The 24,861-nt window shown below is 48.1% G+C and carries 28 protein-coding genes; 15 read left to right on the top strand and 13 right to left on the bottom strand.

What is annotated here, in order from left to right; genetic code table 11:
- Positions 1-37: 37 nt before the first annotated feature.
- The 7 genes from pyrC (at position 38) to OOJ59_RS04335 (ending at position 4,792) form a co-directional block, all read left to right on the top strand.
- Positions 38-1,084 carry a dihydroorotase gene (gene pyrC, locus OOJ59_RS04365; protein ID WP_038639670.1) on the top strand — a complete coding sequence of 349 codons (1,047 nt, stop codon included), beginning with the start codon at positions 38-40 and terminating at the stop codon, positions 1,082-1,084.
- 65 nt (positions 1,085-1,149) lie between these two features.
- Positions 1,150-1,395: a DNA damage-inducible protein I gene (gene dinI, locus OOJ59_RS04360; protein ID WP_006685106.1), complete on the top strand. Its 246-nt coding sequence runs from the start codon at positions 1,150-1,152 to the stop codon at positions 1,393-1,395.
- A gap of 339 nt (positions 1,396-1,734) precedes the next feature.
- Positions 1,735-1,989, top strand: a complete 255-nt coding sequence (bssS, locus tag OOJ59_RS04355; protein WP_003036154.1) for a biofilm formation regulator BssS — start codon at positions 1,735-1,737, stop codon at positions 1,987-1,989.
- Positions 1,990-2,103: 114 nt separating this feature from the next.
- Positions 2,104-3,222, top strand: coding sequence for an N-methyl-L-tryptophan oxidase (solA, locus tag OOJ59_RS04350; protein WP_069323309.1), 1,119 nt, complete (start codon positions 2,104-2,106; stop codon positions 3,220-3,222).
- Between the two features lie 50 nt (positions 3,223-3,272).
- Positions 3,273-3,386: a YceO family protein gene (locus OOJ59_RS04345; protein ID WP_003036148.1), complete on the top strand. Its 114-nt coding sequence runs from the start codon at positions 3,273-3,275 to the stop codon at positions 3,384-3,386.
- 262 nt (positions 3,387-3,648) lie between these two features.
- Positions 3,649-4,215: a cytochrome b gene (locus tag OOJ59_RS04340; RefSeq protein WP_121528872.1), complete on the top strand. Its 567-nt coding sequence runs from the start codon at positions 3,649-3,651 to the stop codon at positions 4,213-4,215.
- 1 nt (position 4,216) lies between these two features.
- The gene (locus OOJ59_RS04335) at positions 4,217-4,792 is read left to right on the top strand and encodes a YceI family protein (RefSeq protein ID WP_038639660.1); all 576 of its coding nucleotides are present in this window, start codon (positions 4,217-4,219) and stop codon (positions 4,790-4,792) included.
- Between the two features lie 48 nt (positions 4,793-4,840).
- Here OOJ59_RS04335 and trhO read toward each other — a convergent pair whose 3' ends face one another.
- Positions 4,841-5,893 carry an oxygen-dependent tRNA uridine(34) hydroxylase TrhO gene (gene trhO / locus OOJ59_RS04330; RefSeq protein WP_085048534.1) on the bottom strand — a complete coding sequence of 351 codons (1,053 nt, stop codon included), beginning with the start codon at positions 5,891-5,893 and terminating at the stop codon, positions 4,841-4,843.
- Between the two features lie 220 nt (positions 5,894-6,113).
- Here trhO and OOJ59_RS04325 point away from each other — a divergent pair, with 220 nt between their 5' ends.
- Both OOJ59_RS04325 and mdtG read left to right on the top strand, forming a co-directional pair.
- Positions 6,114-7,034 carry a Kdo(2)-lipid IV(A) acyltransferase gene (locus tag OOJ59_RS04325; protein WP_038639653.1) on the top strand — a complete coding sequence of 307 codons (921 nt, stop codon included), beginning with the start codon at positions 6,114-6,116 and terminating at the stop codon, positions 7,032-7,034.
- Between the two features lie 155 nt (positions 7,035-7,189).
- Positions 7,190-8,410, top strand: a complete 1,221-nt coding sequence (mdtG, locus tag OOJ59_RS04320) for a multidrug efflux MFS transporter MdtG (protein ID WP_160956031.1) — start codon at positions 7,190-7,192, stop codon at positions 8,408-8,410.
- Positions 8,411-8,474: 64 nt separating this feature from the next.
- Here the strand turns inward: mdtG and OOJ59_RS04315 are convergent, their stop codons facing one another.
- Positions 8,475-9,806 (bottom strand): sensor domain-containing diguanylate cyclase, encoded by a 1,332-nt coding sequence (locus OOJ59_RS04315; protein WP_137347904.1) that lies wholly within the window; start codon positions 9,804-9,806, stop codon positions 8,475-8,477.
- Positions 9,807-10,495: 689 nt separating this feature from the next.
- On the opposite strand from OOJ59_RS04315, the gene OOJ59_RS04310 reads away from it, so the two are divergent.
- A complete protein-coding gene (locus OOJ59_RS04310; RefSeq protein WP_038643106.1) occupies positions 10,496-10,873 on the top strand; it encodes a MysB family protein in 378 nt (125 codons plus the stop codon).
- Here the strand turns inward: OOJ59_RS04310 and OOJ59_RS04305 are convergent, their stop codons facing one another.
- From OOJ59_RS04305 to mdoG, 3 genes are all read right to left on the bottom strand, one after another.
- Positions 10,874-11,101 carry a YceK/YidQ family lipoprotein gene (locus tag OOJ59_RS04305; protein WP_160956312.1) on the bottom strand — a complete coding sequence of 76 codons (228 nt, stop codon included), beginning with the start codon at positions 11,099-11,101 and terminating at the stop codon, positions 10,874-10,876. It lies immediately after the preceding gene.
- A 76-nt stretch (positions 11,102-11,177) separates the two neighbouring features.
- A complete protein-coding gene (gene mdoH, locus OOJ59_RS04300; RefSeq protein WP_038639642.1) occupies positions 11,178-13,706 on the bottom strand; it encodes a glucans biosynthesis glucosyltransferase MdoH in 2,529 nt (842 codons plus the stop codon).
- A complete protein-coding gene (mdoG, locus tag OOJ59_RS04295; RefSeq protein WP_087857802.1) occupies positions 13,699-15,234 on the bottom strand; it encodes a glucans biosynthesis protein MdoG in 1,536 nt (511 codons plus the stop codon). The genes mdoH and mdoG overlap by 8 nt, the downstream gene beginning before the upstream one ends.
- Before the next feature lie 270 nt (positions 15,235-15,504).
- Here mdoG and mdoC point away from each other — a divergent pair, with 270 nt between their 5' ends.
- The gene (gene mdoC / locus OOJ59_RS04290; protein WP_069323306.1) at positions 15,505-16,665 is read left to right on the top strand and encodes a glucans biosynthesis protein MdoC; all 1,161 of its coding nucleotides are present in this window, start codon (positions 15,505-15,507) and stop codon (positions 16,663-16,665) included.
- A gap of 20 nt (positions 16,666-16,685) precedes the next feature.
- Here the strand turns inward: mdoC and OOJ59_RS04285 are convergent, their stop codons facing one another.
- The 6 genes from OOJ59_RS04285 to csgB form a co-directional block, all read right to left on the bottom strand.
- Positions 16,686-18,176, bottom strand: a complete 1,491-nt coding sequence (locus OOJ59_RS04285; RefSeq protein WP_370605849.1) for a phospholipase D family protein — start codon at positions 18,174-18,176, stop codon at positions 16,686-16,688.
- Positions 18,109-18,651 carry an O-acetyl-ADP-ribose deacetylase gene (gene ymdB / locus OOJ59_RS04280; RefSeq protein ID WP_038639630.1) on the bottom strand — a complete coding sequence of 181 codons (543 nt, stop codon included), beginning with the start codon at positions 18,649-18,651 and terminating at the stop codon, positions 18,109-18,111. The genes OOJ59_RS04285 and ymdB overlap by 68 nt, the downstream gene beginning before the upstream one ends.
- Before the next feature lie 100 nt (positions 18,652-18,751).
- The gene (locus OOJ59_RS04275; RefSeq protein ID WP_085048537.1) at positions 18,752-19,072 is read right to left on the bottom strand and encodes a type 1 fimbrial protein; all 321 of its coding nucleotides are present in this window, start codon (positions 19,070-19,072) and stop codon (positions 18,752-18,754) included.
- Between the two features lie 149 nt (positions 19,073-19,221).
- A complete protein-coding gene (csgC, locus tag OOJ59_RS04270; protein WP_160956313.1) occupies positions 19,222-19,554 on the bottom strand; it encodes a curli assembly chaperone CsgC in 333 nt (110 codons plus the stop codon).
- A 61-nt stretch (positions 19,555-19,615) separates the two neighbouring features.
- Positions 19,616-20,065, bottom strand: coding sequence for a curli major subunit CsgA (csgA, locus tag OOJ59_RS04265; protein WP_006685125.1), 450 nt, complete (start codon positions 20,063-20,065; stop codon positions 19,616-19,618).
- A gap of 40 nt (positions 20,066-20,105) precedes the next feature.
- Entirely contained in the window at positions 20,106-20,561 is a 456-nt protein-coding gene (gene csgB, locus OOJ59_RS04260) for a curli minor subunit CsgB (RefSeq protein ID WP_032939898.1), read from the bottom strand.
- A 759-nt stretch (positions 20,562-21,320) separates the two neighbouring features.
- On the opposite strand from csgB, the gene csgD reads away from it, so the two are divergent.
- Genes csgD through csgG form a run of 4 tightly spaced genes read left to right on the top strand, consistent with a single transcriptional unit; the run spans position 21,321 to position 23,666 of the window.
- Positions 21,321-21,971, top strand: a complete 651-nt coding sequence (gene csgD / locus OOJ59_RS04255; protein WP_069323303.1) for a biofilm master transcriptional regulator CsgD — start codon at positions 21,321-21,323, stop codon at positions 21,969-21,971.
- A gap of 4 nt (positions 21,972-21,975) precedes the next feature.
- On the top strand, positions 21,976-22,368 hold the full coding sequence (gene csgE, locus OOJ59_RS04250) for a curli production assembly/transport protein CsgE (protein ID WP_038639617.1): 393 nt from the start codon (positions 21,976-21,978) through the stop codon (positions 22,366-22,368).
- A gap of 25 nt (positions 22,369-22,393) precedes the next feature.
- Positions 22,394-22,807 (top strand): curli production assembly/transport protein CsgF, encoded by a 414-nt coding sequence (csgF, locus tag OOJ59_RS04245; RefSeq protein WP_016152599.1) that lies wholly within the window; start codon positions 22,394-22,396, stop codon positions 22,805-22,807.
- A gap of 25 nt (positions 22,808-22,832) precedes the next feature.
- Positions 22,833-23,666 carry a curli production assembly/transport protein CsgG gene (csgG, locus tag OOJ59_RS04240; RefSeq protein ID WP_003036082.1) on the top strand — a complete coding sequence of 278 codons (834 nt, stop codon included), beginning with the start codon at positions 22,833-22,835 and terminating at the stop codon, positions 23,664-23,666.
- Between the two features lie 46 nt (positions 23,667-23,712).
- Here the strand turns inward: csgG and OOJ59_RS04235 are convergent, their stop codons facing one another.
- Together OOJ59_RS04235 and OOJ59_RS04230 are read right to left on the bottom strand one after the other, a co-directional pair.
- Positions 23,713-24,195 carry a DUF1097 domain-containing protein gene (locus tag OOJ59_RS04235; RefSeq protein WP_199963936.1) on the bottom strand — a complete coding sequence of 161 codons (483 nt, stop codon included), beginning with the start codon at positions 24,193-24,195 and terminating at the stop codon, positions 23,713-23,715.
- A gap of 101 nt (positions 24,196-24,296) precedes the next feature.
- A complete protein-coding gene (locus tag OOJ59_RS04230) occupies positions 24,297-24,851 on the bottom strand; it encodes a TorD/DmsD family molecular chaperone (protein WP_160956515.1) in 555 nt (184 codons plus the stop codon).
- Between the last annotated feature and the right edge of the window lie 10 nt (positions 24,852-24,861).

Raw genomic sequence — 24,861 nt, 5'->3', positions numbered from 1 at the left:
TCCGGCAAAAAAGACAATCCTCAGCCGGAGCATATTGATGACTGCACCATCCCAGGTTTTAAAGATCCGCCGCCCAGACGACTGGCATCTTCACTTTCGCGATGGCGACATGTTAAAAACTGTCGTGCCCTATACCAGCGAAATTTACGGCCGCGCCATTGTCATGCCGAACCTGGCACCGCCCGTCACCACAGTTGATGCAGCTATCGCTTATCGCCAACGCATTCTTGATGCGGTACCTGCCGGACACGACTTCACGCCCTTAATGACCTGTTATTTAACGGATACATTGGACCCCAATGAGCTGGAGCGAGGTTTCAACGAAGGTGTGTTTACCGCCGCGAAACTCTACCCGGCGAATGCCACCACCAACTCAACGCATGGCGTAACCTCTATTGAAGCCATCATGCCTGTGCTGGAACGGATGGAAAAATTGGGTATGCCGCTATTGGTGCATGGTGAAGTGACACATGCGGATATCGATATTTTCGATCGCGAAGCACGCTTTATTGAGACGGTGATGGAACCGCTGCGTCAGCGGTTGACTGCGCTGAAAGTCGTATTTGAACATATCACCACTAAAGATGCTGCCGAATATGTGCGGGATGGTAACGAGCTTCTCGCCGCCACCATTACGCCACAACATTTGATGTTTAACCGCAACCACATGCTGGTCGGCGGCATTCGTCCGCACCTGTATTGTCTGCCAATCCTTAAACGTAACGTCCACCAACAGGCGCTACGTGAGCTGGTCGCCAGCGGATTTAGCCGTGCATTCCTTGGTACCGACTCAGCGCCGCATGCCCGTCATCGCAAAGAATCCAGTTGCGGCTGTGCCGGGTGTTTTAACGCCCCGACCGCGCTGGGCAGCTATGCCACCGTATTTGAAGAGATGAATGCACTGAGCCATTTTGAAGCCTTCTGCTCACTCAATGGTCCGCAATTCTATGGTCTGCCGGTGAATGAGACTTTTATTGAGCTTGAACGCGTGGAGCACCATGTCCCGGAGAGCATTACGCTGGCAGATGACTCGCTGGTGCCTTTCCTGGGTGGCGAAACGGTACGCTGGTCAGTAAAAAGCTAAAAAAAATGTAGCCAACTGATTTGAATAACTGTATAAATAAACAGTATATTCAACAGGGGGCTATTATGCGTATTGAAGTCACTATTGCCAAAACTTCACCTTTGCCTGCCGGTGCGATTGACGCATTGGCAGGTGAACTCTCCCGCCGTATTCATCATCATTTTCCGGATAACGAGGGTAACGTTACCGTCCGTTATGCCGGAGCTAACAATCTGTCGGTAATTGGCGCGACCAAAGAGGACAAAGAACGCATCAGCGAGATCTTGCAGGAGACCTGGGAAAGCGCGGATGACTGGTTTATCAATGAATAAATAATGATATGCAGTGATGTTTGTTTGCCGGGTCGCCCCGGCTTTTTTTTACACACAGTTTTAAAAAAATGCAGACTCCCCTTGGCGGCCATTTAATTTAATATTAATTTCCTGGTTATCTTTTAACCAAAACAACAAAATAATTGTGCAACTTGCTAAAAAAAAATGAATGACATGTTGCTTTATTAGTCAGATAACGCTGAAAACTATAAATTTATGCGCTGCCCTCTTTAAATTTTCAATGAATACCCTTATTTATTGATATACTGAAGTTGCTTCAGAAAAAAAATGCATTGAACCTCGAAAACCGTTGTCTAGTAACACGAATTAGGGGGCATGATGGAAAAGAATAATGAAGTCATTCAGACTCATCCGCTTGTAGGATGGGACATCAGCACCGTTGATAGCTACGACGCGCTGATGCTGCGTTTGCACTACCAGACCCCGAATCGACCGGACCCGGATGGGACTGAAGTTGGTCAAACGCTCTGGTTAACCACTGATGTTGCCAGGCAATTTATTTCGATATTAGAAGCAGGAATCGCCAAAATTGAATCCGGCGATTACCAGGTAAATGAGTATCAGCGCCATTAAATCTGATACATCCAACCATCAAAAGGCACCTTAACGGTGCCTTTCTTATTTCCCGGTTGAATATTCCAGGTCAGTTATTTACCCTGCTACTATCGCGATTGCAGAGAGAAGCGGATGAAATACGACTTAATCATTATTGGCAGCGGTTCCGTGGGTGCCGCAGCCGGATACTATGCCACTCGCGCCGGTCTGAACGTTCTGATGATCGATGCGCATATGCCACCGCATCAACAGGGCAGCCACCACGGCGACACACGATTAATTCGTCATGCTTATGGCGAAGGTGAGAAATACGTTCCGCTGGTGCTGCGCGCGCAGACATTGTGGGATGAACTTTCCACTCAAAATGAAGAACCGATTTTTGTACGCACCGGGGTTATCAATCTGGGCCCGGCAGATTCAACTTTCTTAGCTACCGCAACGCAAAGCGCGAAACAGTGGCAACTCAACGTCGAACATCTTGATGCCGCCGCCATCATGGCTCGCTGGCCCGAGATTCGCGTACCTGAAAATTATATTGGTCTGTTTGAAGCTGAGTCGGGCTTTTTGCGTAGTGAGTTAGCGATTAAAACCTGGATTCGTCTGGCTGAAGAAGCTGGCTGCGCACAGCTGTTTAAATGCCCGGTCACGGCTGTTCATCATAGTGAAGATGGCGTCACGGTAGAAACCGCCGACGGTGACTACCACGCCAAAAAAGCCCTGGTCAGCGCCGGGACATGGGTGCAGGCATTAGTACCGGAACTGCCGATACAGCCAGTGCGCAAAGTGTTCGCATGGTATCAAGCCGATGGCCGCTATAGCGTTAAAAATAACTTCCCGGCCTTTACCGGCGAGTTACCAAATGGCGATCAGTACTACGGTTTTCCGGCAGAAAACGACGAACTAAAAATTGGTAAGCACAACGGCGGACAGGTAATTCACGCTGCCGAAGAGCGCAAGCCGTTTGCCGCTGTGGCCAGCGATGGCTCCGAAGCTTTCCCATTCCTGCGTACAGTTCTGCCAGGCATTGGCTGTTGTCTGCACGGTGCATCCTGCACTTACGATAATTCGCCGGATGAAGACTTTATCATTGATACGCTACCTGAACATGACAATACCCTGATCATCACCGGACTGAGCGGACATGGCTTTAAGTTTGCCTCCGTACTGGGGGAAATAGCCGCGGACTTTGCGCAGGACAAACCGCCAGCCTTTGACCTGACGCCATTCAGGCTGAGTCGCTTTACGCGATAATGATTAATGGCCTCGTGGTGAGGCCATTTTTAATGACAGGAATAACATCGATGCGGCGCATCTTTCACTATCTGGTTAATAATATTCGTGAGCATCTTATGCTCTACATTATTTTATGGTCGCTGCTGGCAATTATGGATGTGATATATATTATGTTTTTCTGACCAGATTGCACTGACACTAATTGACAAAAACTGATATTTACTTAAATTTCATTGCAATAAACTGAATAAGAAAACCCTATCAACACCGCGTAATGATGCCCACCTTTTGCTCATTCTCTCTAATACCTTGATGATGACATCAATATTCAATCAATTTTATTGAATATGAAAATAAATATCATCATCATTGTTATTTATTAGTTGCATTAATGTCTTTTACGCGCCATTTTCATTTACTCCTGAAATATCTAACGGTGTACTTATGCAATTCACTAATAGTCCACAGCGCTATGGCGTGGTGTCTGTCGCATTGCACTGGCTGATGGCGATTGCTGTATATGGCATGTTTGCGTTGGGTTTATGGATGGTCACGCTCAGCTATTACGATGGCTGGTATCACCAGGCCCCTGAACTGCATAAAAGCATCGGGATCCTGCTCATGATGGGACTGGTCATTCGCGTTGTCTGGCGGTTGTTCTCCCCTCCCCCAGCTGCGCTGACAAGCTATTCCCGCTTAACCCGCATCGCAGCGGCAATGGGTCACCTTGCGCTCTACGCCCTGCTCTTTTCGATTGTTATCAGCGGTTATCTGATCTCGACCGCAGATGGCAAAGCGATAAGCGTATTTGGTTGGTTTGATATTCCCGCCACCCTTGCCAACGCGGGCGCTCAGGCCGACCTTGCCGGCAGCCTGCACCTGTGGCTGGCATGGACCGTGGTGGTTTTATCGCTTCTTCATGGGCTTATGGCCCTGAAACATCACTTTATCGATAACGACGATACCCTGAATCGCATGTTGGGAAAATCGTCATCTGACTATGGAGCTTAAAATGAAAAAAAACCTGCTGGGATTGACACTCGCCTCTCTGTTATTCACGACCGGATCGGCTATGGCGGCAGATTACAAAATTGACAAAGAGGGACAGCATGCCTTTGTTAATTTCCGTATTCAGCATCTGGGTTACAGCTGGCTGTACGGCACCTTTAAAGATTTCGACGGTACGTTCACCTTTGATGAAAAAAATCCCGCAGCCGATAAGGTTAACGTCACCATCAACACCAACAGTGTTGACACCAACCACGCCGAACGCGACAAGCACCTGCGTAGCGCGGATTTCCTTAACGTGGCCAAATTCCCGCAGGCGACCTTTAGCTCCACCAGCGTGAAAAAAGAGGGGAACGACCTCGATATCACCGGTAACCTGACCCTGAATGGCGTCACCAAACCAGTGACGCTGGACGCGAAGTTGATCGGTCAGGGTGGCGATCCATGGGGTGGTACGCGCGCCGGTTTTGAAGCGCAAGGTAAGATTAAACTCAAAGACTTCAATATCACCACCGATCTCGGCCCTGCTTCACAGGAAGTCGATTTAATTATCTCAGTGGAAGGTGTGCAGCAGAAGTAACGCATAAATGTTGCCGGATGAGGCGATAGCCATCATCCGGCAACATTTTTATTGCGCGGGATCCGGAATACCCAGTTTGGTATTCAGACGACCGCGGGATTTATTAAAGATTTTGTTGCCATTTTCACGCCCGGCGCGACGACGTCGTTGCTCTTCTTCCGGCAACTCACTCTCTTCGCAACACAGCTCACTACAGCAGCCTTTATACTTCTGCGCGCAAGCCGGGCACTGAATAAACAGCAGATGGCAGCCATCATTTTTACAATTAGTGTGGCTGTCGCATGCGGTTCCGCACTGATGACAATGCGCGATAACATCTTCAGAGATCCTTTCGCCCATACGCTCATCAAAAACGAAATTTTTGCCGATGAAACGTACCGGAAGCCCCTGTTCACGCGCCTTGCGGGCATATTCAATAATCCCCCCCTCAATGTGCCAGACTTTGCTAAATCCGTTGTGTTTCATCCAGGCGCTGGCCTTCTCACAGCGGATCCCGCCCGTGCAGTACATAACTATTTTTTTATCTTTATGCGCCTGCATCATTTCAACCGCTTTCGGCAACTGGTCACGGAATGTGTCTGCCGGGATCTCAAGCGCGTTCTCGAAATGCCCCACCTCATATTCATAGTGGTTGCGCATATCAATGAATACCGCCTCAGGATCGTCCAACATGGCGTTCACTTCTGCCGCCTTCAGGTAATCACCCACGTCGCTGGCGTTAAAGTCAGGATCATCAATACCATCCGCCACAATACGTTCGCGAACTTTCATGCGTAGCACCCAGAATGATTTCCCGTCATCGTCCAGGGCGATATTAAGACGTAATCCATCCAGTGCGGGATTGAACGCATACAGCTGTTGGCGGAATGCATCCACGTTGCTTTGCGGCACGCTGATTTGCGCGTTAATGCCTTCATGGGCAAGATATACACGCCCGAACACATTCAGCGCAGTGAACAGTTGGTACAACGCATCACGCGTATGTTGCGGGTCATCGATGGTGAAATATTTATAAAACGAGATCGTCGTGCGCGGCTCAGTCTCGGCCAGCATTTTGGCTTTGAGCGCGTCGTTCGAAATGCGGTTGTGTAACACTGGCATGGTGTACGTATCCTGCAAATAGGGAGTAAATGAAAATCGGCGGCATCATAAAGCAAACATCGCCAATTTACATCCACACATTTTACGCTACATTTCTTACTTCACGATAAAAACGCAACAACAATTGCCGATTTAATCACCGTTCTCCCGTCACAAATTTTTGATACGCGCGAAAAAATGCGACAATACAGGGAATTGGTCGTTTGAAGACAGGATAGACATGACGAATTTACCCAAGTTTTCGGCTGCGCTACTGCATCCACGTTATTGGTTAACCTGGCTGGGTATTGGCATCCTTTGGTTAATCGTGCAGTTGCCCTACCCGGTACTTTATAAGTTGGGCTGTGCATTAGGTCGTCTGGCGTTACGTTTGATGAAACGCCGGGCAAAAATCGTTTCACGTAATCTGGAGCTGTGCTTCCCGCAGATGAGTGAACAGGAACGCCAGCAGATGGTCGTCAGGAACTTCGAGTCCGTCGGCATGGGCGTGATGGAAACCGGGATGGCCTGGTTTTGGTCCGATAAGCGCATTTCACGCTGGACAGAAGTGATCGGGATGGAACATATCCGTGACGTTCAGGCGCAAAAGCGGGGGATCCTGTTAGTCGGTCTGCACTTCCTGACCCTGGAACTGGGTGCGCGTCAGTTTGGTCTGCAGGAGCCTGGTATCGGTGTGTATCGTCCTAATGACAACCCGCTGCTCGACTGGTTACAGACCTGGGGACGCATGCGCTCTAATAAATCAATGCTTGATCGTAAGGACCTGAAAGGAATGATTAAAGCGTTGAAAAAAGGCGAAGTGGTCTGGTACGCGCCGGATCATGACTACGGTCCTCGCGCCAGCGTGTTTGTGCCGCTGTTTGCCGTTGAACAGGCCGCCACGACCTCCGGGACCTGGATGCTTTCACGCATGTCGAATGCCTGCCTGGTGCCATTTGTTCCTCGTCGTAAGCCCGACGGGAAAGGGTATCAATTGATTATGCTGCCGCCAGAATGTTCACCGCCGTTAGACGACGCGGAGACCACGGCTGCATGGATGAATAAGATCGTTGAGCAATGCATCATGATGGCCCCAGAACAATATATGTGGCTGCATCGTCGCTTCAAGACCCGTCCTGAAGGCGCCCCTTCCCTGTACTAAAACCCGGTTGCAGTCCAGTGGGCTGCAACCCTCTCCTGACTCGCTTTAGGTTTAACTGCTATCCGCATTGCAGCAACTATCAACCGGGCGCATAATTAGTCTGCTTACTTATATTCAATCGATAGCGCATACAGCGCATCACACTGCGGATCGTTATGTCACCCTCAGATGCCCCCATAAACTGGAAACGCAACCTCACCGTTGCCTGGATAGGTTGTTTTTTAACCGGCGCAGCATTTAGCCTGGTCATGCCCTTTTTACCCTTGTACGTCGAGAGTCTCGGCGTCACGGGGCATAGCGCCCTGAACATGTGGTCAGGTCTGGTCTTCAGCATCACCTTTTTGTTTTCAGCCATCGCCTCCCCTTTTTGGGGTGGCCTTGCCGACCGCAAAGGGCGAAAAATCATGCTGCTGCGTTCCGCGTTGGGTATGGCTATTGTGATGCTACTGATGGGCCTGGCGCAAAATATCTGGCAGTTCCTGGTTCTGCGCGCGCTGCTCGGTCTGCTCGGCGGTTTCATTCCCAACGCCAATGCGTTGATCGCCACCCAGGTTCCACGCAATAAAAGCGGCTGGGCGCTGGGAACGCTCTCTACCGGCGGTGTCAGCGGCGCACTGCTAGGGCCGCTGGCAGGTGGACTACTCGCGGACCATTATGGATTGCGTCCCGTGTTCTTCATTACCGCCAGCGTACTGCTGGTCTGTTTTATCCTGACGCTATTTTTTATCCGCGAGCGTTTTCAGCCGGTAAGCAAGAAAGAGATGCTGCACATACGCGAAGTCGTGGCCTCGTTAAAAAACCCCAAACTGGTGCTGAGCCTGTTTGTCACTACCTTAATCATTCAGGTGGCGACCGGTTCTATTGCGCCAATCCTGACGTTATACGTGCGGGAGTTAGCCGGGAACGTCAGTAATATCGCGTTCATTAGTGGGATGATTGCCTCCGTACCCGGCGTAGCAGCGTTAATCAGTGCCCCAAGGCTTGGCAAACTCGGTGACCGGATTGGCCCGGAGAAGATTCTAATCGTCGCGCTGATTATTTCCGTGCTACTGCTGATCCCGATGTCATTTGTACAAACTCCCTGGCAATTGGGCGTTCTGCGTTTTTTATTGGGTGCTGCCGACGGCGCTCTGCTCCCGGCGGTGCAAACGCTGCTGGTTTATAACTCAACCAACCAAATAGCCGGGCGTATTTTCAGTTATAACCAGTCATTTCGCGACATCGGCAACGTAACGGGACCATTAATGGGGGCGGCAATATCCGCCAACTACGGCTTTCGCGCGGTCTTCTGCGTGACCGCGGGGGTTGTACTGTTTAACGCGATCTACTCGTGGAATAGTCTGCGCCGTCGCCGGAGTACCGAGCTCGCTGGATAATTTGTATATATTGCCTGAACCCGAAGAGTAAACTTTGCGTTTTCAGGCAGTATTCATTTTACTTTTAATGATAGTAGTAACACACCTTATTTCTGCCAGAGTTTTTGGCGTCATACAGCGCAGCATCCGCATAAGAAACAACTTTATCCGCTGAGTCATCATCAACTTTAGTACAATATACACCGATACTGATCGTCATCTTTTCTTTTAAATCATAGGCATTAGGTATAGTCGTTCCATGCTCAACATTTCTTCTGATTCGTTCTGCAACGACAATAGCTTCATCTTTATCCTTACACTTAAGAAGAATCGCAAACTCCTCGCCGCCGATGCGCGCAAAGATATCCGAATCTCTAACTGACTTGTTGATTATATCAACAATACTAATGATTACCCGATCCCCCTCCTGATGCCCATAGGTATCGTTAATGCGTTTAAATTTGTCGATATCCAAAACCATTACGCAAACCACGCCTTTCGCTAGCGATGCTTTTAACGATCTATAGAACAGTTTCCGGTTGTATATTTTGGTCATGGCATCTTTGATAGCCGAATCCGTTTCTTTTTTTAGAATGATAAAAGTGTTATACATTAAGATCGATATTATACAAAGGGTACTGATCACCTCAATCCCTCTGCTGATATACCAAATATACATACTATATTCATCTAAACTTAATAGCAGCACATTGGTTAATATTCCTGAGCAACACAGTAAGCCGATACTTTTCCATAAGATGTTATGCGTTTTGGTTTTAATGACCAAATAGAGTAGAACCAATCCCCAGGCAACAATCAGAGAGTAAATGTAGCCAATATGCCAGTGTACGGTTATGTTGTCGGGTTTCAGGCTCGTAATCTCAAGGGTCATGCCCGGGTTATAACTGGCCAGGCTATGTGCCAGGACAGCGATAGCCAACATGATCAAAAATGCTACCGCTATATAGCATGGTTCTCTTTCTTTGGTTTCAAGGATTGTCGAAGATGCTTTATAAGATTTCAAGGATACAAATAATAAAGCAATAAAACTCAGTTGGCGAAAATAATAGAATATAGCGATATCGTTAGTTCTTTTTTCTATCGAAGTGTGATCATTGATTAAATCCTGAACGATATAGATAGTTTCCACAAAGAAAATATTATTGCTAAGAAATGCCATACCTAAGACTATGAGACATGTTAGATCTTTTCTGCATAAATACTGAAACAACATAAATAGGAAAATAATTCCATATAAAAAGAATAAACCTACTATGATAATCAAATATATTGTTTGCGGAACACTTTGTATTGTTAATTTAAACTGCGTAAGACATAACCCACCAAGAATATAGCTGATTAAGCAAGTTATATAGAACGCCATCAACTTCCTGTTATTTGAATTACTGTTTTCCATAACATCCTTAGGAGTATTCTTGAGTTGGCATTTTATATAATAAAGCATAAGCATTTGCAATCTATATAGCCGTACAACTTCAGTGATATTTATTCATTTATTATTTAATGATTTTTTATCCATTTATAACACTTGGTATTAATCATCTATTATTATGTGTCCTTTTTTAAAACGCCTAACACCATTAACAGATGTTGCACATGGCGGATACTTAGTCATTACTTTTCCGCCTCTTGAGTTCAGTATCTCTCAATAATTACCTCTGTGATTTTTTTACATTAATAAATATTTTTTCCTTCATTTTGATAAGGTTAGACATCCTCTCATCAGAACAATGGGCATTACCGCAAGCAAAAACTCGACTAAATACGTATTAAATCTGAAGATTCATTTATATAACAGTATCGTTTATTTATTTGATTTTCATTACGCCACAGCTAACCACACACATTACCTTTTTTTCTCAAATTCGCGGTCGTCCATTACGCCAACTTCAGTATCTCGCATTGTAAATTTTTCCATACCAATCGAAGACGTCATCATAAAACCCTGTCGTCGCTACCAACGGCTGGCATTCATTTAGGTTAGCTCTGCAGTCAATGGGTTTGACGCTCCGCGGATCGAGGTCTATAGATTGAATCATCACCATTTATTGTTCACCTTAGGAGAAGATTATGGCAAAGAATGACATGTATTTTTATGCCACGCTGGAAGAGGCTATTGATGCTGCTCGTGAAGTGTTTCTGGCAGATAACCCAGGTCTGGAGGCTGACGATGCCAGTGTTCAGCAGCTAAGCGTACAAAAATACGTGCTACAGGATGGCGACATTATGTGGCAAGCAGAATTCTTTGCCGATGAGGATGATGTCGATGGCGAATGTCTGCCAATGCTAAGCGGTGAAGCGGCGCAAAGCGTTTTTGATGGTGATTATGATGAGATTGAAATTCGTCAGGAGTGGCAGGAAGAAAACACGCTTCACGAATGGGACGAAGGTGAATTTCAGCTGGAGCCTCCCCTTGATACCGAAGAGGGTCAGACCGCAGCTGATGAATGGGATGAACGATAACTACTCGTAAGGCCCATGGTGAATGTCGAGCGGTAACAACAGCGTATCAAACACCAGCGAAAACGGCAGGTCGAGGATGGTGACGTAGCGCCATGCGGAATCCCGGACATCCCACTGTACGCCCGGATAGTATTGGTTGCCATGCCCTTGTCCTGGGATGGTCCGGCTAATGATGCTGCCGCATCCGCTCAGGAACAAGACCATTATCGCCACTGCCGCTATTCGCATCTGGTACCCCATGACTCTTTTTATTCAGTATAAAAAAATACCGGCACCAGGCCGGTATTTTCACATTACAGAACGCTTATTTTTTCCTGAGCGCTAACGGATTCAGGGTCAGGCCCTGATAGTAATTCACCCACGAAGAATACTTATCAGGTGAATTCCAGACGCGATAATGCAAACGCGCCATGGTCACCGGATCGCTTAACAGCACAAGGCGACGATCGCGATTCAGTTTCTCCGGCGTTTCGTTCAGCGCCTGCTCCACATGACGGTCGCGTGCAATCTCAAGTACGTTACTCACACGGTGGCGAGCAGTCGCCATTGCCGTAGCCAGCGCGTTAAACGACGGGTTAAACACCGCATGCATAAAACCGTCGTCCAGCGTACGATTACGGTTCATTACCAGATAGGTATCTGTATCCACCAGCACCTGCGGCGGAGAGTACTCTTCCGGGATCAGGAACAGCTTCCAGCGTTTGGTTCGTAACCCAACCGTAGAACGACTGGAAATTACGGAAACAAACGGCGAGAGGATCAGCGAGAAGACAATCGGCGCCAGCCAGAACAGAAAACGCAGATCCAGCCAGGCCATACCCACAGCCCACACCAGCCCCAGCAAGAGCTGAGAACCGTGACGCATAAACGCTTCCCCCCACGGGGTGGAATCGTCATCACGCTGCGGCGAATTCCACACCACTTCCCAACCGAGGAATGCACTCACCACGAAAACGGTATGGAACAGCATACGCACCGGCGCCAGCAGCACGGAGAACAGAACCTCCAGCAGCAACGACAGTGTGACGCGAATAAATCCGCCGTACTCTTTCGTCCCTTTACACCAGATAAGCAAAATACTCAGCAGCTTCGGCAGGAACAGCAGCACCATGGTGGAAGCAAACAGCGCGATCGCCAGTTCAGGACGCCACTGCGGCCAGACCGGGAATAGCTGCCGCGGTTGCAGGAAGTACTGCGGCTCCGTCAACGCATGGACTACCTGCAATGCGGTAGACAACGCGAGGAACATGAACCACAACGGCGCTGACAGATAGGACATAACGCCGGTCAGGAACACCGCGCGGTGAACCGGATGCATCCCCTTAACCAGGAACAGACGGAAGTTCATCAGGTTGCCATGACACCAGCGACGGTCACGCTTGAGCTCATCCAACAGGTTTGGCGGCAGCTCTTCATAAGAACCCGGCAGATCGTAAGCGATCCACACGCCCCAGCCGGCACGACGCATTAATGCCGCTTCCACGAAGTCATGGGAGAGGATCGAGCCTGCAAATGAGCCTTCGCCAGGTAACGGCGCAAGCGCACAGTGCTCAATAAACGGCTTCACGCGAATGATGGCGTTATGCCCCCAGTAGTGCGATTCACCCAACTGCCAGAAGTGAAGCCCGGCGGTAAACAACGGGCCATAAACACGGGTCGCGAACTGCTGGCAACGCGCATACAGCGTATCCATACCGGAAGCCTTCGGTGAAGACTGGATAATCCCGGCGTTAGGATTCGCTTCCATCAGACGAACCAGACCGCTCAGACAGTCGCCGCTCATCACGGAGTCAGCATCCAGCACCACCATATAGCTGTACTGATTCCCCCAGCGGCGGCAGAAGTCATCGATGTTGCCACTTTTGCGCTTCACACGACGACGACGACGACGGTAGAAAATCTGCCCTTCGCCCTGCACTTCGGCAATCAGTTCCATCCACGCTTTTTGTTCCGCTACGCAGATATCAGGATTGTAACTGTCGCTTAGGATGTAAACATCAAAATGCTCGGCGTTGCCCGTGGCTTTAACTGACTCCCACGTGGCGCGCAGCCCCGCGAATACGCGGTCAACGTCCTCGTTACAGATAGGCATAATCAGTGCGGTGCGGTGTTCAGGATTCAGTGGTTCGTCCCCGACCGTTGAGGCGGAGATACTGTACTTATCTCGCCCAATCAGCAGTTGCAGGAAGCCCATCAGCGCAGTCCAGAACCCTGCAGAGACCCAACAGAAAAGCACGGCAAACAAAATCAGGATCCCGGTCTGTAGCATATAGGGCAGCAATTGCATAAAGGAGACCCACAGGTCCTGCCCCATCATGTCGACCGGATTTATGAATGCCCAACCCTGATACGGAAGGATCGTCTTCATATACCAGGTTGCTACCACCGTTTGCGCCAGCGTTAAGATCAACAGCGTATAGCGGCGGATTGTGCCAACGGTACGCCATTTTTGCTCGCTCTCTTGTTCTTCTTTCGTCAAACGCGAAAGATAACGCGGAGTCACATCACGTCCACGCAGACGATCCCAAAAACGACCAACCGGGTTGGTACGCCAGGGATCGGGGAACATCGAGGTACGCGTTGCTTTAGGCATTGCCTGAAGCTGATCGCGTCCTTCATCGTCTTTAACCAACTGCTCTTTCGCCAGAGAATCTGGCCATGCTTGCTCAAGACGAGCTTTCACAGAACCCTGCGGTGAATCATCTTCGCGCGAGTAAGTACGATGCTCGGCATCCAGCGCCTGATGAACGGCGCGGATGTCAGTTTTCGGCAGAGCCGCTTTTTCGATATCCGAAAGCGGCATTGCGTCAATATACTCAGTAGTCTTATTCATTGGCAGGTAACTGGTAGCTCCAGGTTTCACTCAACGTCTGATCGGCATTGACCAGGGCTGCTCGCATTTCAGTGGTTTTCTTCACGTCTTTCACCTTCACGCGCAGCATCAAACGCCAACCTTTAGTGACCGGGTTGTAACGCACGGTGTTTTCAACGATCTCGCCGTTGTCGCCAATGCTGGTTTGTGCGGTAACCGGGGTATCCTGTGGCAGCTTTTTCATGTCTGCACCGGTAAAATCCACCACAAACGCGATAGTACCGTCTGGCTGACGAATCAGATTGGATTGTTTAACATCACCCGTAGAACGACGAGTCTGTTGTACCCAGGCATTTTCCGGCGCATGAAGCTTGTCTTCATCACGCGTGAACGTCAGGGAGTACTTGAAGTTCATCTCTTTGCCCGCTTCAGGCAGTTGATCCGGCGTCCAGTACGCAACGATGTTATCGTTCGTTTCATCGTTAGTCGGAATTTCAACTAACTCAATTTTACCTTTGCCCCAGTCACCTTTTGGCGTGATCCAGGCGCTTGGACGCAGGTCGTAACGATCGTCAATATCTTCAAAACGCGAGAACTGACGGCCACGCTGCAACAGACCGAAACCTTGCGGGTTTTCCATGGCAAAGCTGCTCACCGCGAGATGTTTCGGGTTGTTCAGCGGCCGCCAAATCCATTCGCCGTTGCCAGCGTGGATAGACAAACCATTAGAGTCATGCAGTTCCGGACGATAATTCGTTGCCGGAGAAGGCTGATTTGGGCCGAACAGGAACATACTGGTTAACGGCGCCACGCCCAGCTTGCCCACTTTGTCGCGCAGGTAAACTTTGGACTGAACATCAACAACCGTGTCGCGACCCGGAATAATGACAAAGCGATACGCTCCGGTTGCGCGCGGAGAGTCCAGCAAGGCGTATATGGTTAAACGTTTGTCAGTCGGTTTCGGACGTTCGATCCAAAACTCACGGAAGCGGGGAAATTCTTCACCAGAAGGGAGAGCGGTATCGATCGCGAGACCGCGCGCAGACAGACCGTAGACCTGGCCTGCGCCGAGAACGCGGAAATAGCTGGCCCCGAGCATGCTGACGATTTCATCGTTTTTATCTTTGCTGTTGATCGGATACAGCACTTTGAACCCGGCGAAACCGAGATCTTTTACCGTGTCTTTATCATGCTGAACATCGCCAAAATTAAAGTAATCCGGGCTATATTTGATTCTTTTCACCGCAGTGGCGGTAACTTCGTTGATTTTGACCGGCGTGTCGAAGTACATACCCTGGTGGTAGAATTCGAGCTTAAATGGGGTCTTGAGATTGCTCCAGTAGGCTTTATCGCGATTAAACTGGATCTGCTGATAATCCGCATATTTCATGTCGCGGAAAACGGAGGGCAAGTTACTTTTTGGCGCCTCATAGCCTTTACCGGCTAAGGATTGAGCTTGTTTTGCAACATCATCAATGCTGAACGCCCAGCTCGATGATGTGTACAGCGTTAACATGACTGCTGCACCCAACCAACGCATTTTCATCATTTGTAGTTTATGTTTCATAATTAGTAAGCACTTCCCCCTTTGTGTGCTTATATTGATCCGATCCATTTTAATGGATAATCGGGTATTCCGACAACTGAATCCCTGTATTGTTCGCGCGCTGGCTCATGCTTTAAGCAGCTTTGTCTGCTGTTTTCACTTTGCGTGCTTATCCTGGAGACAGGTTGTTGGACTTGGTGTAGGGTTGGCCTCGAATGTAACCATTATTCGTCTTAGGGATAAGACGAAAAGTCTGAGAATACGTAACTGTCTATGAGCCCTGTATCACCACCACGTGAATATTTTCTTGACTCCATCCGTGCCTGGCTAATGTTGTTAGGGATCCCCTTCCATATTTCTTTGATCTACTCCACTCATACATGGCATGTGAACAGCGCAGAGCCGTCATGGTGGTTGACCCTTTTTAACGATTTTATCCATGCATTTCGCATGCAGGTTTTCTTTGTTATTTCGGGTTACTTTTCGTACATGTTATTTTTGCGCTATCCGCTAAAGCGGTGGTGGAAGGTGCGTGTCGAACGCGTGGGAATCCCGATGCTGACGGCGATTCCATTGCTTACGCTGCCGCAATTTATCATGCTGCAATACGTGAAGGGCAAAGCAGACAGCTGGCATACTCTCAGCGGGTACGAAAAGTACAACACGCTGGCATGGGAGCTTATTTCCCATCTGTGGTTTTTACTGGTTCTGGTGGTTTTAACGACCGTAAGCATGTGGGTATTTACCCAGATGAAAAATAAGACGATGCGTAGCGAAGGTGCTAACCCCTCTGCTGTGTCGATGACCAAATTAACGCTGATTTTTATTTTATTGGGTGTCGGTTATGCCGCCGTCAGAAGGACGATTTTCATCCTCTACCCTTCAATTCTCAGCGATGGCATGTTTAATTTTATTGTTATGCAAACGCTGTTCTATATACCTTTCTTTATGCTCGGCGCGCTGGCGTTTATCAACCCTAATCTGAAAGCGCTGTTTACCAGGTCATCGCGTGGCTGCACGATAGGCGCCGCATTGGCGTTTGTCGCTTACCTGCTCAATCAACGTTATGGCAATGGCGATGCCTGGATGTATGAAACCGAATATGTCATCACCATGGTCATGGGACTGTGGATGGTGAACGTCGTCTTTTCGCTTGGCCACCGTTTGCTGAATTTCCAGTCGGCCCGCGTGACCTATTTTGTCAACGCGTCACTGTTTATCTATTTAGTGCACCACCCTTTGACGCTGTTTTTTGGCGCGTATATCACACCGCATATCTCATCGAATCTACTGGGCTTTTTGTGCGGCCTGCTGTTTGTGGTGGGGATTGCGGTGATACTGTACGAACTCCATTTGCGCATACCGGTGCTGAAGTTTCTCTTTTCGGGTAAACCGGCCGTTAAGCAAGATAAAAATAAAGCTGTCGCTGGTTAATTTTTCTCTCATTGCGTGGTTCAGAGCAGCCACTCAATGGGTAACACCGACGCAAGCTTCACCAGAACCCGCTTCCAGAATCCTGTGGCGGGTTCTTTTTTCAGTACCTGTTCGCTGCCGGAAACGCGATCCACCCAATTAATTCTACCCCAGCGGTCGAGGCGCAGTTGCCAGGCCATGTCACGCTGGCTCTGCATAAAACGTTTATGGATCACTTCAGCCAGCACTTCACTCTCAATCACAAACCCCATTTCCGTATTAAGCAGCGTTGAACGGGGATCAAAATTAAGCGAGCCGATAAATACTTTTCGACCGTCAATACTGAAGGTTTTAGCATGCAGGCTGGAACCTGAATTACCGGTTAATCCGCGATCGTGGACCACCGAAACGCGTTCGCGGGTAGGTTTAAGTTCGTATAATTCTACCCCGTAGCGCAGCAGTTTTTTTCGCCATCGCGCATAGCCCGCATGAACGATAGCCACATCATTTGCCGCCAGCGAATTGGTTAAAATCGCAATCTTGACGCCTTTCCTTACCATTCTCAACAGCTGCGCCACCCCAGCCCGAGTCGGCACAAAGTAGGCGGAAATAATATCAATGCGTTCGCCCGGCGCCCCCATCACATCAAACAAACGCTGCGGTAATAACGAATGGCGCGGCGCTTTCCCTTCACCTTTGACAGGATCATCACTCAGCAAACGCGTTTTCGCCCAAATCAGCGGCAGCGACTGCTGATCGAGGCTGGTCATAAACTGGCTGGTTTCCAGCTTATGCAGATAGCGACGAGTAATATCATCGTTATACCAGGATTCAGGCAGCTCGATACGCTGCGAAGAATCTGACTCCGACATCTCAAGTACGTTTTGTAACGTTGAAACAGAGCGGCAGTGCCAGTAACGCTCAAAATCATCCGCAACATCTTTGACAACGGGACCAATAGCCATGACGTCCAGATCGGAAAACAACGGTTGCTCACCCGCCCCAAAATAGGCATCACCAATATTACGCCCGCCCACGATGGTCACCACGCCGTCAGCGGTATAACTTTTATTGTGCATTCGCCGATTTAGCCGGGCAAAATCGGTCAAATAGCCCAGGGCGCGCAGGATGCGAAAGGAAAAGGGATTAAACAGACGAATTTCTATATTAGGATGGCTATCCAGCAGCCGCAGCGTGTCATCAAGACCCGGCGTGTTGTTGTCATCCAACAGCAAGCGAACCTTCACTCCACGTTTCGCCGCCGCCAACAGAACTGAAAACAGCAACAGACCGGACATGTCGTTCTCCCAGATGTAGTACTGCACATCCAGTGTACGTTCCGCCATTTCTGTTAGTCGATAGCGAGCAGCAAAGGCATCCAGGCTGTCATCCAACGTAAGAATGCCACAGTCTCCTGGGTGGTTAGCACAAAGTGGCGTGATGGCCCGCTCAAGTCGTGTCATATCAGTCCGTGTTCTTGTCACCTTGCCGGGAAAGTAGTCTCTTGTAGAGTTGAGCGTTTTCTTCGTCAAAACAAACAAAGTATATTTGATCGGGAAGCGTACGACGGGTAATAAATTTTAACACCGTATTTACCGCTATTTCTGCCGCTGCGGCGCGGGGATACCCGTAGACTCCGGTACTGATCGCCGGAAAAGCAATGGATTGATACCCATTGGCCAAGGCCAATTGCAGCGAGTTCAGATAAGCGTCTTCAAGACGTTCAGCCTCATGATGCCCTCCACCTTGCCAGACAGGTCCTACGGTATGAATGACCGCTTTTGCCGGAAGCGCCCCCGCCAGCGTGATAACGGCATGCCCGGTCGGGCATTCTCCCTGTTGCTGGATAACCTGTTTGCAGGCCTCCAGCAATGCGGGTCCGGCGGCGCGATGGATTGCACCATCAACACCACCACCTCCCAGTAGCGATGAATTCGCCGCGTTGACGATCACATCAACAGCGATCGTCGTAATATCGCCGTGTAACACATGCACGCGTGAATGCATAAATTCCCCCTGACAAAACACGATTCATCAAGTGTACAGCAGGGATTTCCTTGAAATCTCACTTTTTAACCACAAGTTTGCATGTCTAAGCCAGAATGGTTCATTTATATTCAATGTTAAGGATCGCCATGTTTTTCTGTTCATTGAGGTAATGCATTTTCACAGTAGCAATTTGCTGCACATTCTGAGGGGCAGCCGTGACCTGTTGATGATTATAGAGACTATTACGGGTGGTGCCATTGCGCATACAAGACAATTCGACCTGTTGTTGTTGGGTGTTAACGTCGCAGGGCGCTTCAACTATTGCGCCGCGAAAATGGATAACGCCGCCGGGCGAGATCTGTTGGGCCATTATGGGAAAAGTGAAAAGAGATAACGTACATAAACTGGCGCTAAAAATACGTTTAAAAAATGTGCACATAAGGGTTCCTCAATGATTAGTCATCCTTGAGGGATCTGAATGATCCTTCACCACTGCGAGTTACGATCAAATAAAAACGCTGTACGTTTCTATATTCATAGAACAGCGCCGCATTCCCAGCCACACCCTTAATGCAAATACAGCAAAAATTATGGCTGACTGGCTGAGTCAGGCCATTGTTGTGACAAATGCAGAGACTGCCCGTCCGAAACGGTAACGATAATTTTGACCGAATCCCCCGGTGAAATATTAAAGCTCAGTTTGGTTAGTTCAATCGGCCGATTAGCGGGGACCGAAAGGCTTGTTTTCTGCTGCGATTGGCTTTGTCCTCCCTCCCCCTTACGAACGGCAAGGACCTGGACCTCACAAACGCAGGGTTGGGCTAACGTCACCTGAGGAATAATGGTGTACATATCGCCTTGTTGGGTCGTATTGAATGTTATTTGATTTGTCAGCGCGGCAATGAGTAATAATGTATGCATCATATTCTCCCGAAAAAAAAACAGGGCTCACGCCCTGTTTATTATCAGTCAGAAAACTGAATTAGTGTTGGTTAGCTGTTGCATTGTTGCCAAAACCAACTTGCTGAATCAGCACATTGGAGTCAGAAGCAGTCTGATTAACCAGCGCGCCGTTGCGGCCACCGAACTGGGTCACGCTAATATCAGCATTTTTTGCATTCCACTGATCGATGGTGGCATTGTTCTGGAAGCCAGTCTGTTTCAGGCTAATAGTACTGTCATCAGCCCCCTGGCCTACGACCGCGCCATTACCACGCCCATGTTGGGTGATGGTGACATCTGATTTACGCGCATCGCTTTGCAGAGCATTCGCAGCGTTGTTTGAACCATATTGGTAGATACTCAGCGAAGAGTCTGGGCCATAGTTGCTACCGCCGCCATGATGATTACCGCCCCATTGCGGAACAACACCAGCCAGAGCACTGCCAGAAACGACGATTGCTGCGAATGCTGCCACTTTTAAAAGTTTCATGGTAAACCCCCATCGGATTGATTTAAACGTCGATAATGGATTAGCGTTGAGTTACGCGAATTGCCATTTGCGACTGTCTCTGCACCACAACTGCTGTTTTTTGTGTACCATACTGGGTAATATTCGCTTTATTACCAGAGCCTTTCTGGATAATTACAGCTGTATTACCATAAGAACCTTGTTTAATACTCGCATCATTGGAACTACCCACCTGATCAATATATGCAAAGTTATATGATCCCGTCTGGTCCGTTTTCGCCCGGTTACCAGAACCTTCTTGCGAAATGACCGACAATAGCTTCGAGCCCCCCTGACGAGTATTTGCACTGTTCGCAGTGCCAACCTGACCAATAATGGCTGCCTGATTAAATGAAGACTTACTTAATTCATTTACCGCAAAGTTATATTCTGAATTAGCTAAATCATAACTTGTTGCGGATGCAATCCCAGGCACACCCAGTATTGTAAACATCATAAATAACAACTTGTTTTTCATGTTGTCACCCTGGACCTGGTCGTACATGAAGTTAAATTAGTTACCACTCAAATTGTTGTTAACATGACTTACATTTGTTAACGTCACGTTACGATGAAGAGTATGTCCGTTGAAACATTTTAAATAACTCACCCGCCAGTGGTATTTTTATATTCTGATTCACACCAAAGTATTAATTAACAGTAAAAAACACGGCTGCGACAACAGGTTCTATTTCTTTTTTAACCCTGCAAGTGAATTTCTATGCAGTAACAAAAAAGTGCATTTCCCGCGATTTCCGGGCCTGCCAGCTTAGTGCTGCGATAGGCATCGGTACAAGTCGTGACAAGCATCATTTTTTTCTATCTAAAATTGTCCAACTTAAATCCAGGCGAAACAATCCGAATTCATTAGGAATGTAAAACTAACAAACTATAAATTTATTTATTTAATATCAATGCGATAACATAATTTGTATGATTTTTTAAATCTATGCAATAATGCTGAAATGTACAACTTTACTATCAAATCTAAACTCAATTAAAACCCAAAAATCACATTTTAATATATAAATTTACATTATGTAACATGTTTAACACTTGCTTTAAGATTTGTAATAGCTAGATTGAAAACAGTTGAAGTCCATTTGTTTTAATATTTTCACCCCGTTGGGTCGATATTTTATTTCTACACAGCAGTGCAACATCTGTCAGTACTTCTGGTGCCTCTATTTTAGTAGCGGCAGCTGTCAGGTGTGCGACTAAAAAGTGGAGTTTCATCATGTTTAATGAAGTCCATAGTATTCATGGTCATACATTATTGTTGATCACTAAACCTTCTCTGCAGGCAACTGCGTTATTACAACATTTAAAGCAATCACTGGCGTTAACCGGAAAACTACATAATATTCAACGTTCTCTGGATGATATTTCCTCCGGCTGTATTGTTTTAATGGATATGATGGAGGCAGATAAAAAACTGATCCATTACTGGCAAGATAATTTAAGCAGAAAAAACAACAATATAAAGACTTTATTGTTGAATACCCCTGATGATTATCCCTATCGGGATATTGAAAACTGGCCGCATATCAATGGTGTATTTTACGCAACCGAAGATGAACAACGTGTAGTCAGCGGCTTGCAAGGTGTGTTGCGCGGTGAATGCTACTTTTCGCAAAAGCTCGCCAGCTACCTGATCACGCATTCCGGAAATTACCGTTATAACAGCACGGAGTCGGCACTACTCACTCACCGTGAAAAAGAGATCCTTAATAAACTGCGTATCGGTGCCTCAAATATTGAAATCGCGCGTTCGCTGTTTATCAGTGAAAATACCGTGAAAACGCATCTTTATAATCTTTTCAAAAAGATAGCTGTCAAAAATCGTACGCAGGCGGTCTCGTGGGCCAATGATAACCTCAGGCGATAAAGCCATGAAACGCTATTTGAACTGGATTGTGGCAGCAAATTTGTTCTTTGCTGCCGGGAATCTACACGCGGCTGTAGAGGTGGAGGTTCCCGGACTGTTAACTGACCACACTGTCTCTTCCATTGGCCATGATTTTTATCGCGCCTTTAGTGACAAGTGGGAAAGCAAGTACACAGGAAACTTAACCATTAATGAAAGGCCCAGTGCACGTTGGGGAAGTTGGATTACGATAACGGTTAATCAGGACGTTATCTTCCAGACCTTTTTATTCCCGACGAAAAGAGACTTCGACAAAATAGTGGTCTTCGCATTGGCAGAAACTGAGGAAGCATTAAATCGCCGGCAAATAGATCAAACACTATTAAGCACAAGCGATTTAGCGCGTGATGAATTCTAAAACATGATTTTGTCCGGAGGCTTTCATGCGTGTCAAACATGCAGTGGTTTTGCTCATGCTAATTTCGCCATTAAGTTGGGCCGGAAACATGACGTTCCAGTTCCGCAACCCTAACTTTGGTGGCAACCCAAACAACGGCTCTTTTTTGTTAAATAGCGCTCAGGCGCAAAACTCATATAAAGATCCGAGCGCTGGCGACTACGGGATCGAAACCCCAACAGCACTGGATAACTTTACCCAGGCAATTCAGTCGCAAATACTCGGCGGCTTACTCACCAATATCAATACAGGTAAGCCGGGGAGGATGGTAACCAGTGACTTTATCGTTGATATCGCCAACCGGGATGGGCAACTGCAATTGAATGTCACTGACAGGAAAACGGGAAGAACTTCGACTATTGAAGTGTCAGGTTTACAAAACCAGTCAACCGATTTCTAAATGAGAGCCACGAAAGGAAAATATCATGCAGCGCTTACTTATCATGGTGGCAGTAATTTTACTCAGCGGATGCTTAACCGCCCCGCCTCAAGAGGCCGCTAAGCCGACATTAATGCCCCGAGCCCAAAGCTATAAAGATTTGACGCATCTGCCCATGCCTACAGGTAAGATATTTGTGTCGGTATACAACATTCAGGATGAGACTGGCCAGTTTAAGCCTTACCCGGCAAGTAACTTCTCTACCGCCGTCCCGCAAAGCGCCACGGCTATGCTCGTCACCGCATTGAAGGATTCTCGTTGGTTCGTCCCGCTGGAACGTCAGGGGTTACAGAACTTGCTTAACGAACGAAAAATCATTCGTGCGGCACAGGAAAACGGTACGGTTGCCATTAACAACCGGATCCCGCTCCAGTCTCTGACCGCTGCAAACGTCATGGTGGAAGGGTCCATTATTGGTTATGAAAGCAACGTAAAATCAGGTGGTGTCGGCGCGCGCTATTTCGGTATAGGCGCCGATACGCAATACCAGCTTGACCAGATAGCGGTAAACCTGCGTGTGGTTAACGTCAGTACCGGTGAGATCCTCTCATCGGTGAATACCAGCAAAACCATTCTGTCTTATGAAGTGCAGGCAGGGGTGTTCCGCTTCATTGACTACCAGCGTCTGTTGGAGGGTGAAATTGGTTATACCTCTAACGAACCGGTTATGCTTTGTCTGATGTCAGCAATTGAAACCGGCGTTATCTTCCTGATTAATGACGGAATAGATCGCGGGTTGTGGGATTTGCAGGATAAGAAACAAGTTGATAATGACATCCTGGTTAAATACCGCCATATGTCGGTACCGCCAGAATCCTGATGGGTCATTACAGCATAAAAAGCGTGAGGGAAGCCTCACGCTTGTTTTATTTACTGGTCGGGGTTGGCGATATCCTGTTTTCACGGCGTGACGCCAGCCACAAGCCGCTATTTTTCATCGCATAGCCAAATAGCAGACCCAGCGCCAAAGATGGCACGACCAGTCGCCAGTCCCCCTGCCCTGCAAACGTTGCACAAGCCCCAATAAACGTGCCCGGCACGAATGAAAGCAACCATTGCTTTGCCTGAATACACATCAAAAACGCGACAATTCCCGTCATGACATAGCCGACAATATCCATATGCGGGGCAAGCGCACTGCCGTTAATAATCACCAACGCCCACACCACACCGCTTAGCAGCGTACACGCCGAGATCCACAACCCTTTCAGCCCACCTTGCGGACAGGCAAAGTAGGCAGTGCAGCCCAGAAACCCAGCCCAGCTGAGTAAACCGAGAGAAACTGCCACCCATCCCCAGATCCCGGAGAGAATGCCCGTTGTGATTGCAATTGAGAGAAGTATGTTCATGCCGCGCATCTTAGCAGAAAAACGGCATTGGAATGAGATCGCGCACACAAATTATGCAAGTTGATAAATTGCGTTGCAGTTTAGCGTGATTTAAATCACATTTATTCGTCTGTCTCTTCCTGTAATTCGTCCCACATCGCACCAATCGCATCACGTGTCAGGGGCGCAATAGTACGCCAGAATGGCGTATTCGCATGCGCTTCAACTTTGCCCAGAAACGTGCCGCACCAGGGTAACAGGTAGTCCACAAACAAGGTTTCAAGCGCTTCGCTTTCATCTTCCGCAGACTGGTCTTCAAGCCATGAAGCCGCCAGCAACAGCGTGCCAATATGATCTGCCGGCGTATCTGCCAACGGCATTCCCCGGGCAGAAAGGAATGCACGCACATCCGATTCTTTAGCCCCTTCTAACCAGGCGCTGCGATAAGGCGGCACCGCGCAATCGTCTCCCACAAATAACGCGTTGTAATCCGCAGCCAACTGAGGCATATCGCAGCTCTTCTGCAGACGAGCCAGCAGTTCGTCCTGTTCCAGCGGCCAGTTGGCGGAGAGTTTACCTTCGCTAATCAGGGTAAACAGAGGAACCAGTAAAGGGTCCTGCGGTTGGCGGTAAAACAGCGAGCCCAGTACACGACACAGGATAGAAAACTCGTTCATTAATATATTC

The organism is Citrobacter sp. W9 (genome assembly GCF_026719375.1).
In the GTDB taxonomy this organism is placed as follows: domain Bacteria; phylum Pseudomonadota; class Gammaproteobacteria; order Enterobacterales; family Enterobacteriaceae; genus Citrobacter; species Citrobacter werkmanii.
The sequence above is the reverse complement of the archived record's forward strand: the minus strand, read 5'-3'. Positions and strand labels throughout refer to the sequence as shown.

What these genes read in the sequence shown, in the direction of transcription:
- pyrC (WP_038639670.1), top strand. Translation starts at nt 38, where the DNA reads ATGACTGCACCATCCCAGGTTTTAAAGATCCGCCGCCCAGACGACTGG.
- dinI (WP_006685106.1), top strand. Translation starts at nt 1,150, where the DNA reads ATGCGTATTGAAGTCACTATTGCCAAAACTTCACCTTTGCCTGCCGGT.
- bssS (WP_003036154.1), top strand. Translation starts at nt 1,735, where the DNA reads ATGGAAAAGAATAATGAAGTCATTCAGACTCATCCGCTTGTAGGATGG.
- solA (WP_069323309.1), top strand. Translation starts at nt 2,104, where the DNA reads ATGAAATACGACTTAATCATTATTGGCAGCGGTTCCGTGGGTGCCGCA.
- OOJ59_RS04345 (WP_003036148.1), top strand. Translation starts at nt 3,273, where the DNA reads ATGCGGCGCATCTTTCACTATCTGGTTAATAATATTCGTGAGCATCTT.
- OOJ59_RS04340 (WP_121528872.1), top strand. Translation starts at nt 3,649, where the DNA reads ATGCAATTCACTAATAGTCCACAGCGCTATGGCGTGGTGTCTGTCGCA.
- OOJ59_RS04335 (WP_038639660.1), top strand. Translation starts at nt 4,217, where the DNA reads ATGAAAAAAAACCTGCTGGGATTGACACTCGCCTCTCTGTTATTCACG.
- trhO (WP_085048534.1), bottom strand. Translation starts at nt 5,893, where the DNA reads ATGCCAGTGTTACACAACCGCATTTCGAACGACGCGCTCAAAGCCAAA.
- OOJ59_RS04325 (WP_038639653.1), top strand. Translation starts at nt 6,114, where the DNA reads ATGACGAATTTACCCAAGTTTTCGGCTGCGCTACTGCATCCACGTTAT.
- mdtG (WP_160956031.1), top strand. Translation starts at nt 7,190, where the DNA reads ATGTCACCCTCAGATGCCCCCATAAACTGGAAACGCAACCTCACCGTT.
- OOJ59_RS04315 (WP_137347904.1), bottom strand. Translation starts at nt 9,806, where the DNA reads ATGGAAAACAGTAATTCAAATAACAGGAAGTTGATGGCGTTCTATATA.
- OOJ59_RS04310 (WP_038643106.1), top strand. Translation starts at nt 10,496, where the DNA reads ATGTATTTTTATGCCACGCTGGAAGAGGCTATTGATGCTGCTCGTGAA.
- OOJ59_RS04305 (WP_160956312.1), bottom strand. Translation starts at nt 11,101, where the DNA reads ATGCGAATAGCGGCAGTGGCGATAATGGTCTTGTTCCTGAGCGGATGC.
- mdoH (WP_038639642.1), bottom strand. Translation starts at nt 13,706, where the DNA reads ATGAATAAGACTACTGAGTATATTGACGCAATGCCGCTTTCGGATATC.
- mdoG (WP_087857802.1), bottom strand. Translation starts at nt 15,234, where the DNA reads ATGATGAAAATGCGTTGGTTGGGTGCAGCAGTCATGTTAACGCTGTAC.
- mdoC (WP_069323306.1), top strand. Translation starts at nt 15,505, where the DNA reads ATGAGCCCTGTATCACCACCACGTGAATATTTTCTTGACTCCATCCGT.
- ymdB (WP_038639630.1), bottom strand. Translation starts at nt 18,651, where the DNA reads ATGCATTCACGCGTGCATGTGTTACACGGCGATATTACGACGATCGCT.
- OOJ59_RS04275 (WP_085048537.1), bottom strand. Translation starts at nt 19,072, where the DNA reads ATGTGCACATTTTTTAAACGTATTTTTAGCGCCAGTTTATGTACGTTA.
- csgC (WP_160956313.1), bottom strand. Translation starts at nt 19,554, where the DNA reads ATGCATACATTATTACTCATTGCCGCGCTGACAAATCAAATAACATTC.
- csgA (WP_006685125.1), bottom strand. Translation starts at nt 20,065, where the DNA reads ATGAAACTTTTAAAAGTGGCAGCATTCGCAGCAATCGTCGTTTCTGGC.
- csgB (WP_032939898.1), bottom strand. Translation starts at nt 20,561, where the DNA reads ATGAAAAACAAGTTGTTATTTATGATGTTTACAATACTGGGTGTGCCT.
- csgD (WP_069323303.1), top strand. Translation starts at nt 21,321, where the DNA reads ATGTTTAATGAAGTCCATAGTATTCATGGTCATACATTATTGTTGATC.
- csgE (WP_038639617.1), top strand. Translation starts at nt 21,976, where the DNA reads ATGAAACGCTATTTGAACTGGATTGTGGCAGCAAATTTGTTCTTTGCT.
- csgF (WP_016152599.1), top strand. Translation starts at nt 22,394, where the DNA reads ATGCGTGTCAAACATGCAGTGGTTTTGCTCATGCTAATTTCGCCATTA.
- csgG (WP_003036082.1), top strand. Translation starts at nt 22,833, where the DNA reads ATGCAGCGCTTACTTATCATGGTGGCAGTAATTTTACTCAGCGGATGC.
- OOJ59_RS04235 (WP_199963936.1), bottom strand. Translation starts at nt 24,195, where the DNA reads ATGAACATACTTCTCTCAATTGCAATCACAACGGGCATTCTCTCCGGG.
- OOJ59_RS04230 (WP_160956515.1), bottom strand. Translation starts at nt 24,851, where the DNA reads ATGAACGAGTTTTCTATCCTGTGTCGTGTACTGGGCTCGCTGTTTTAC.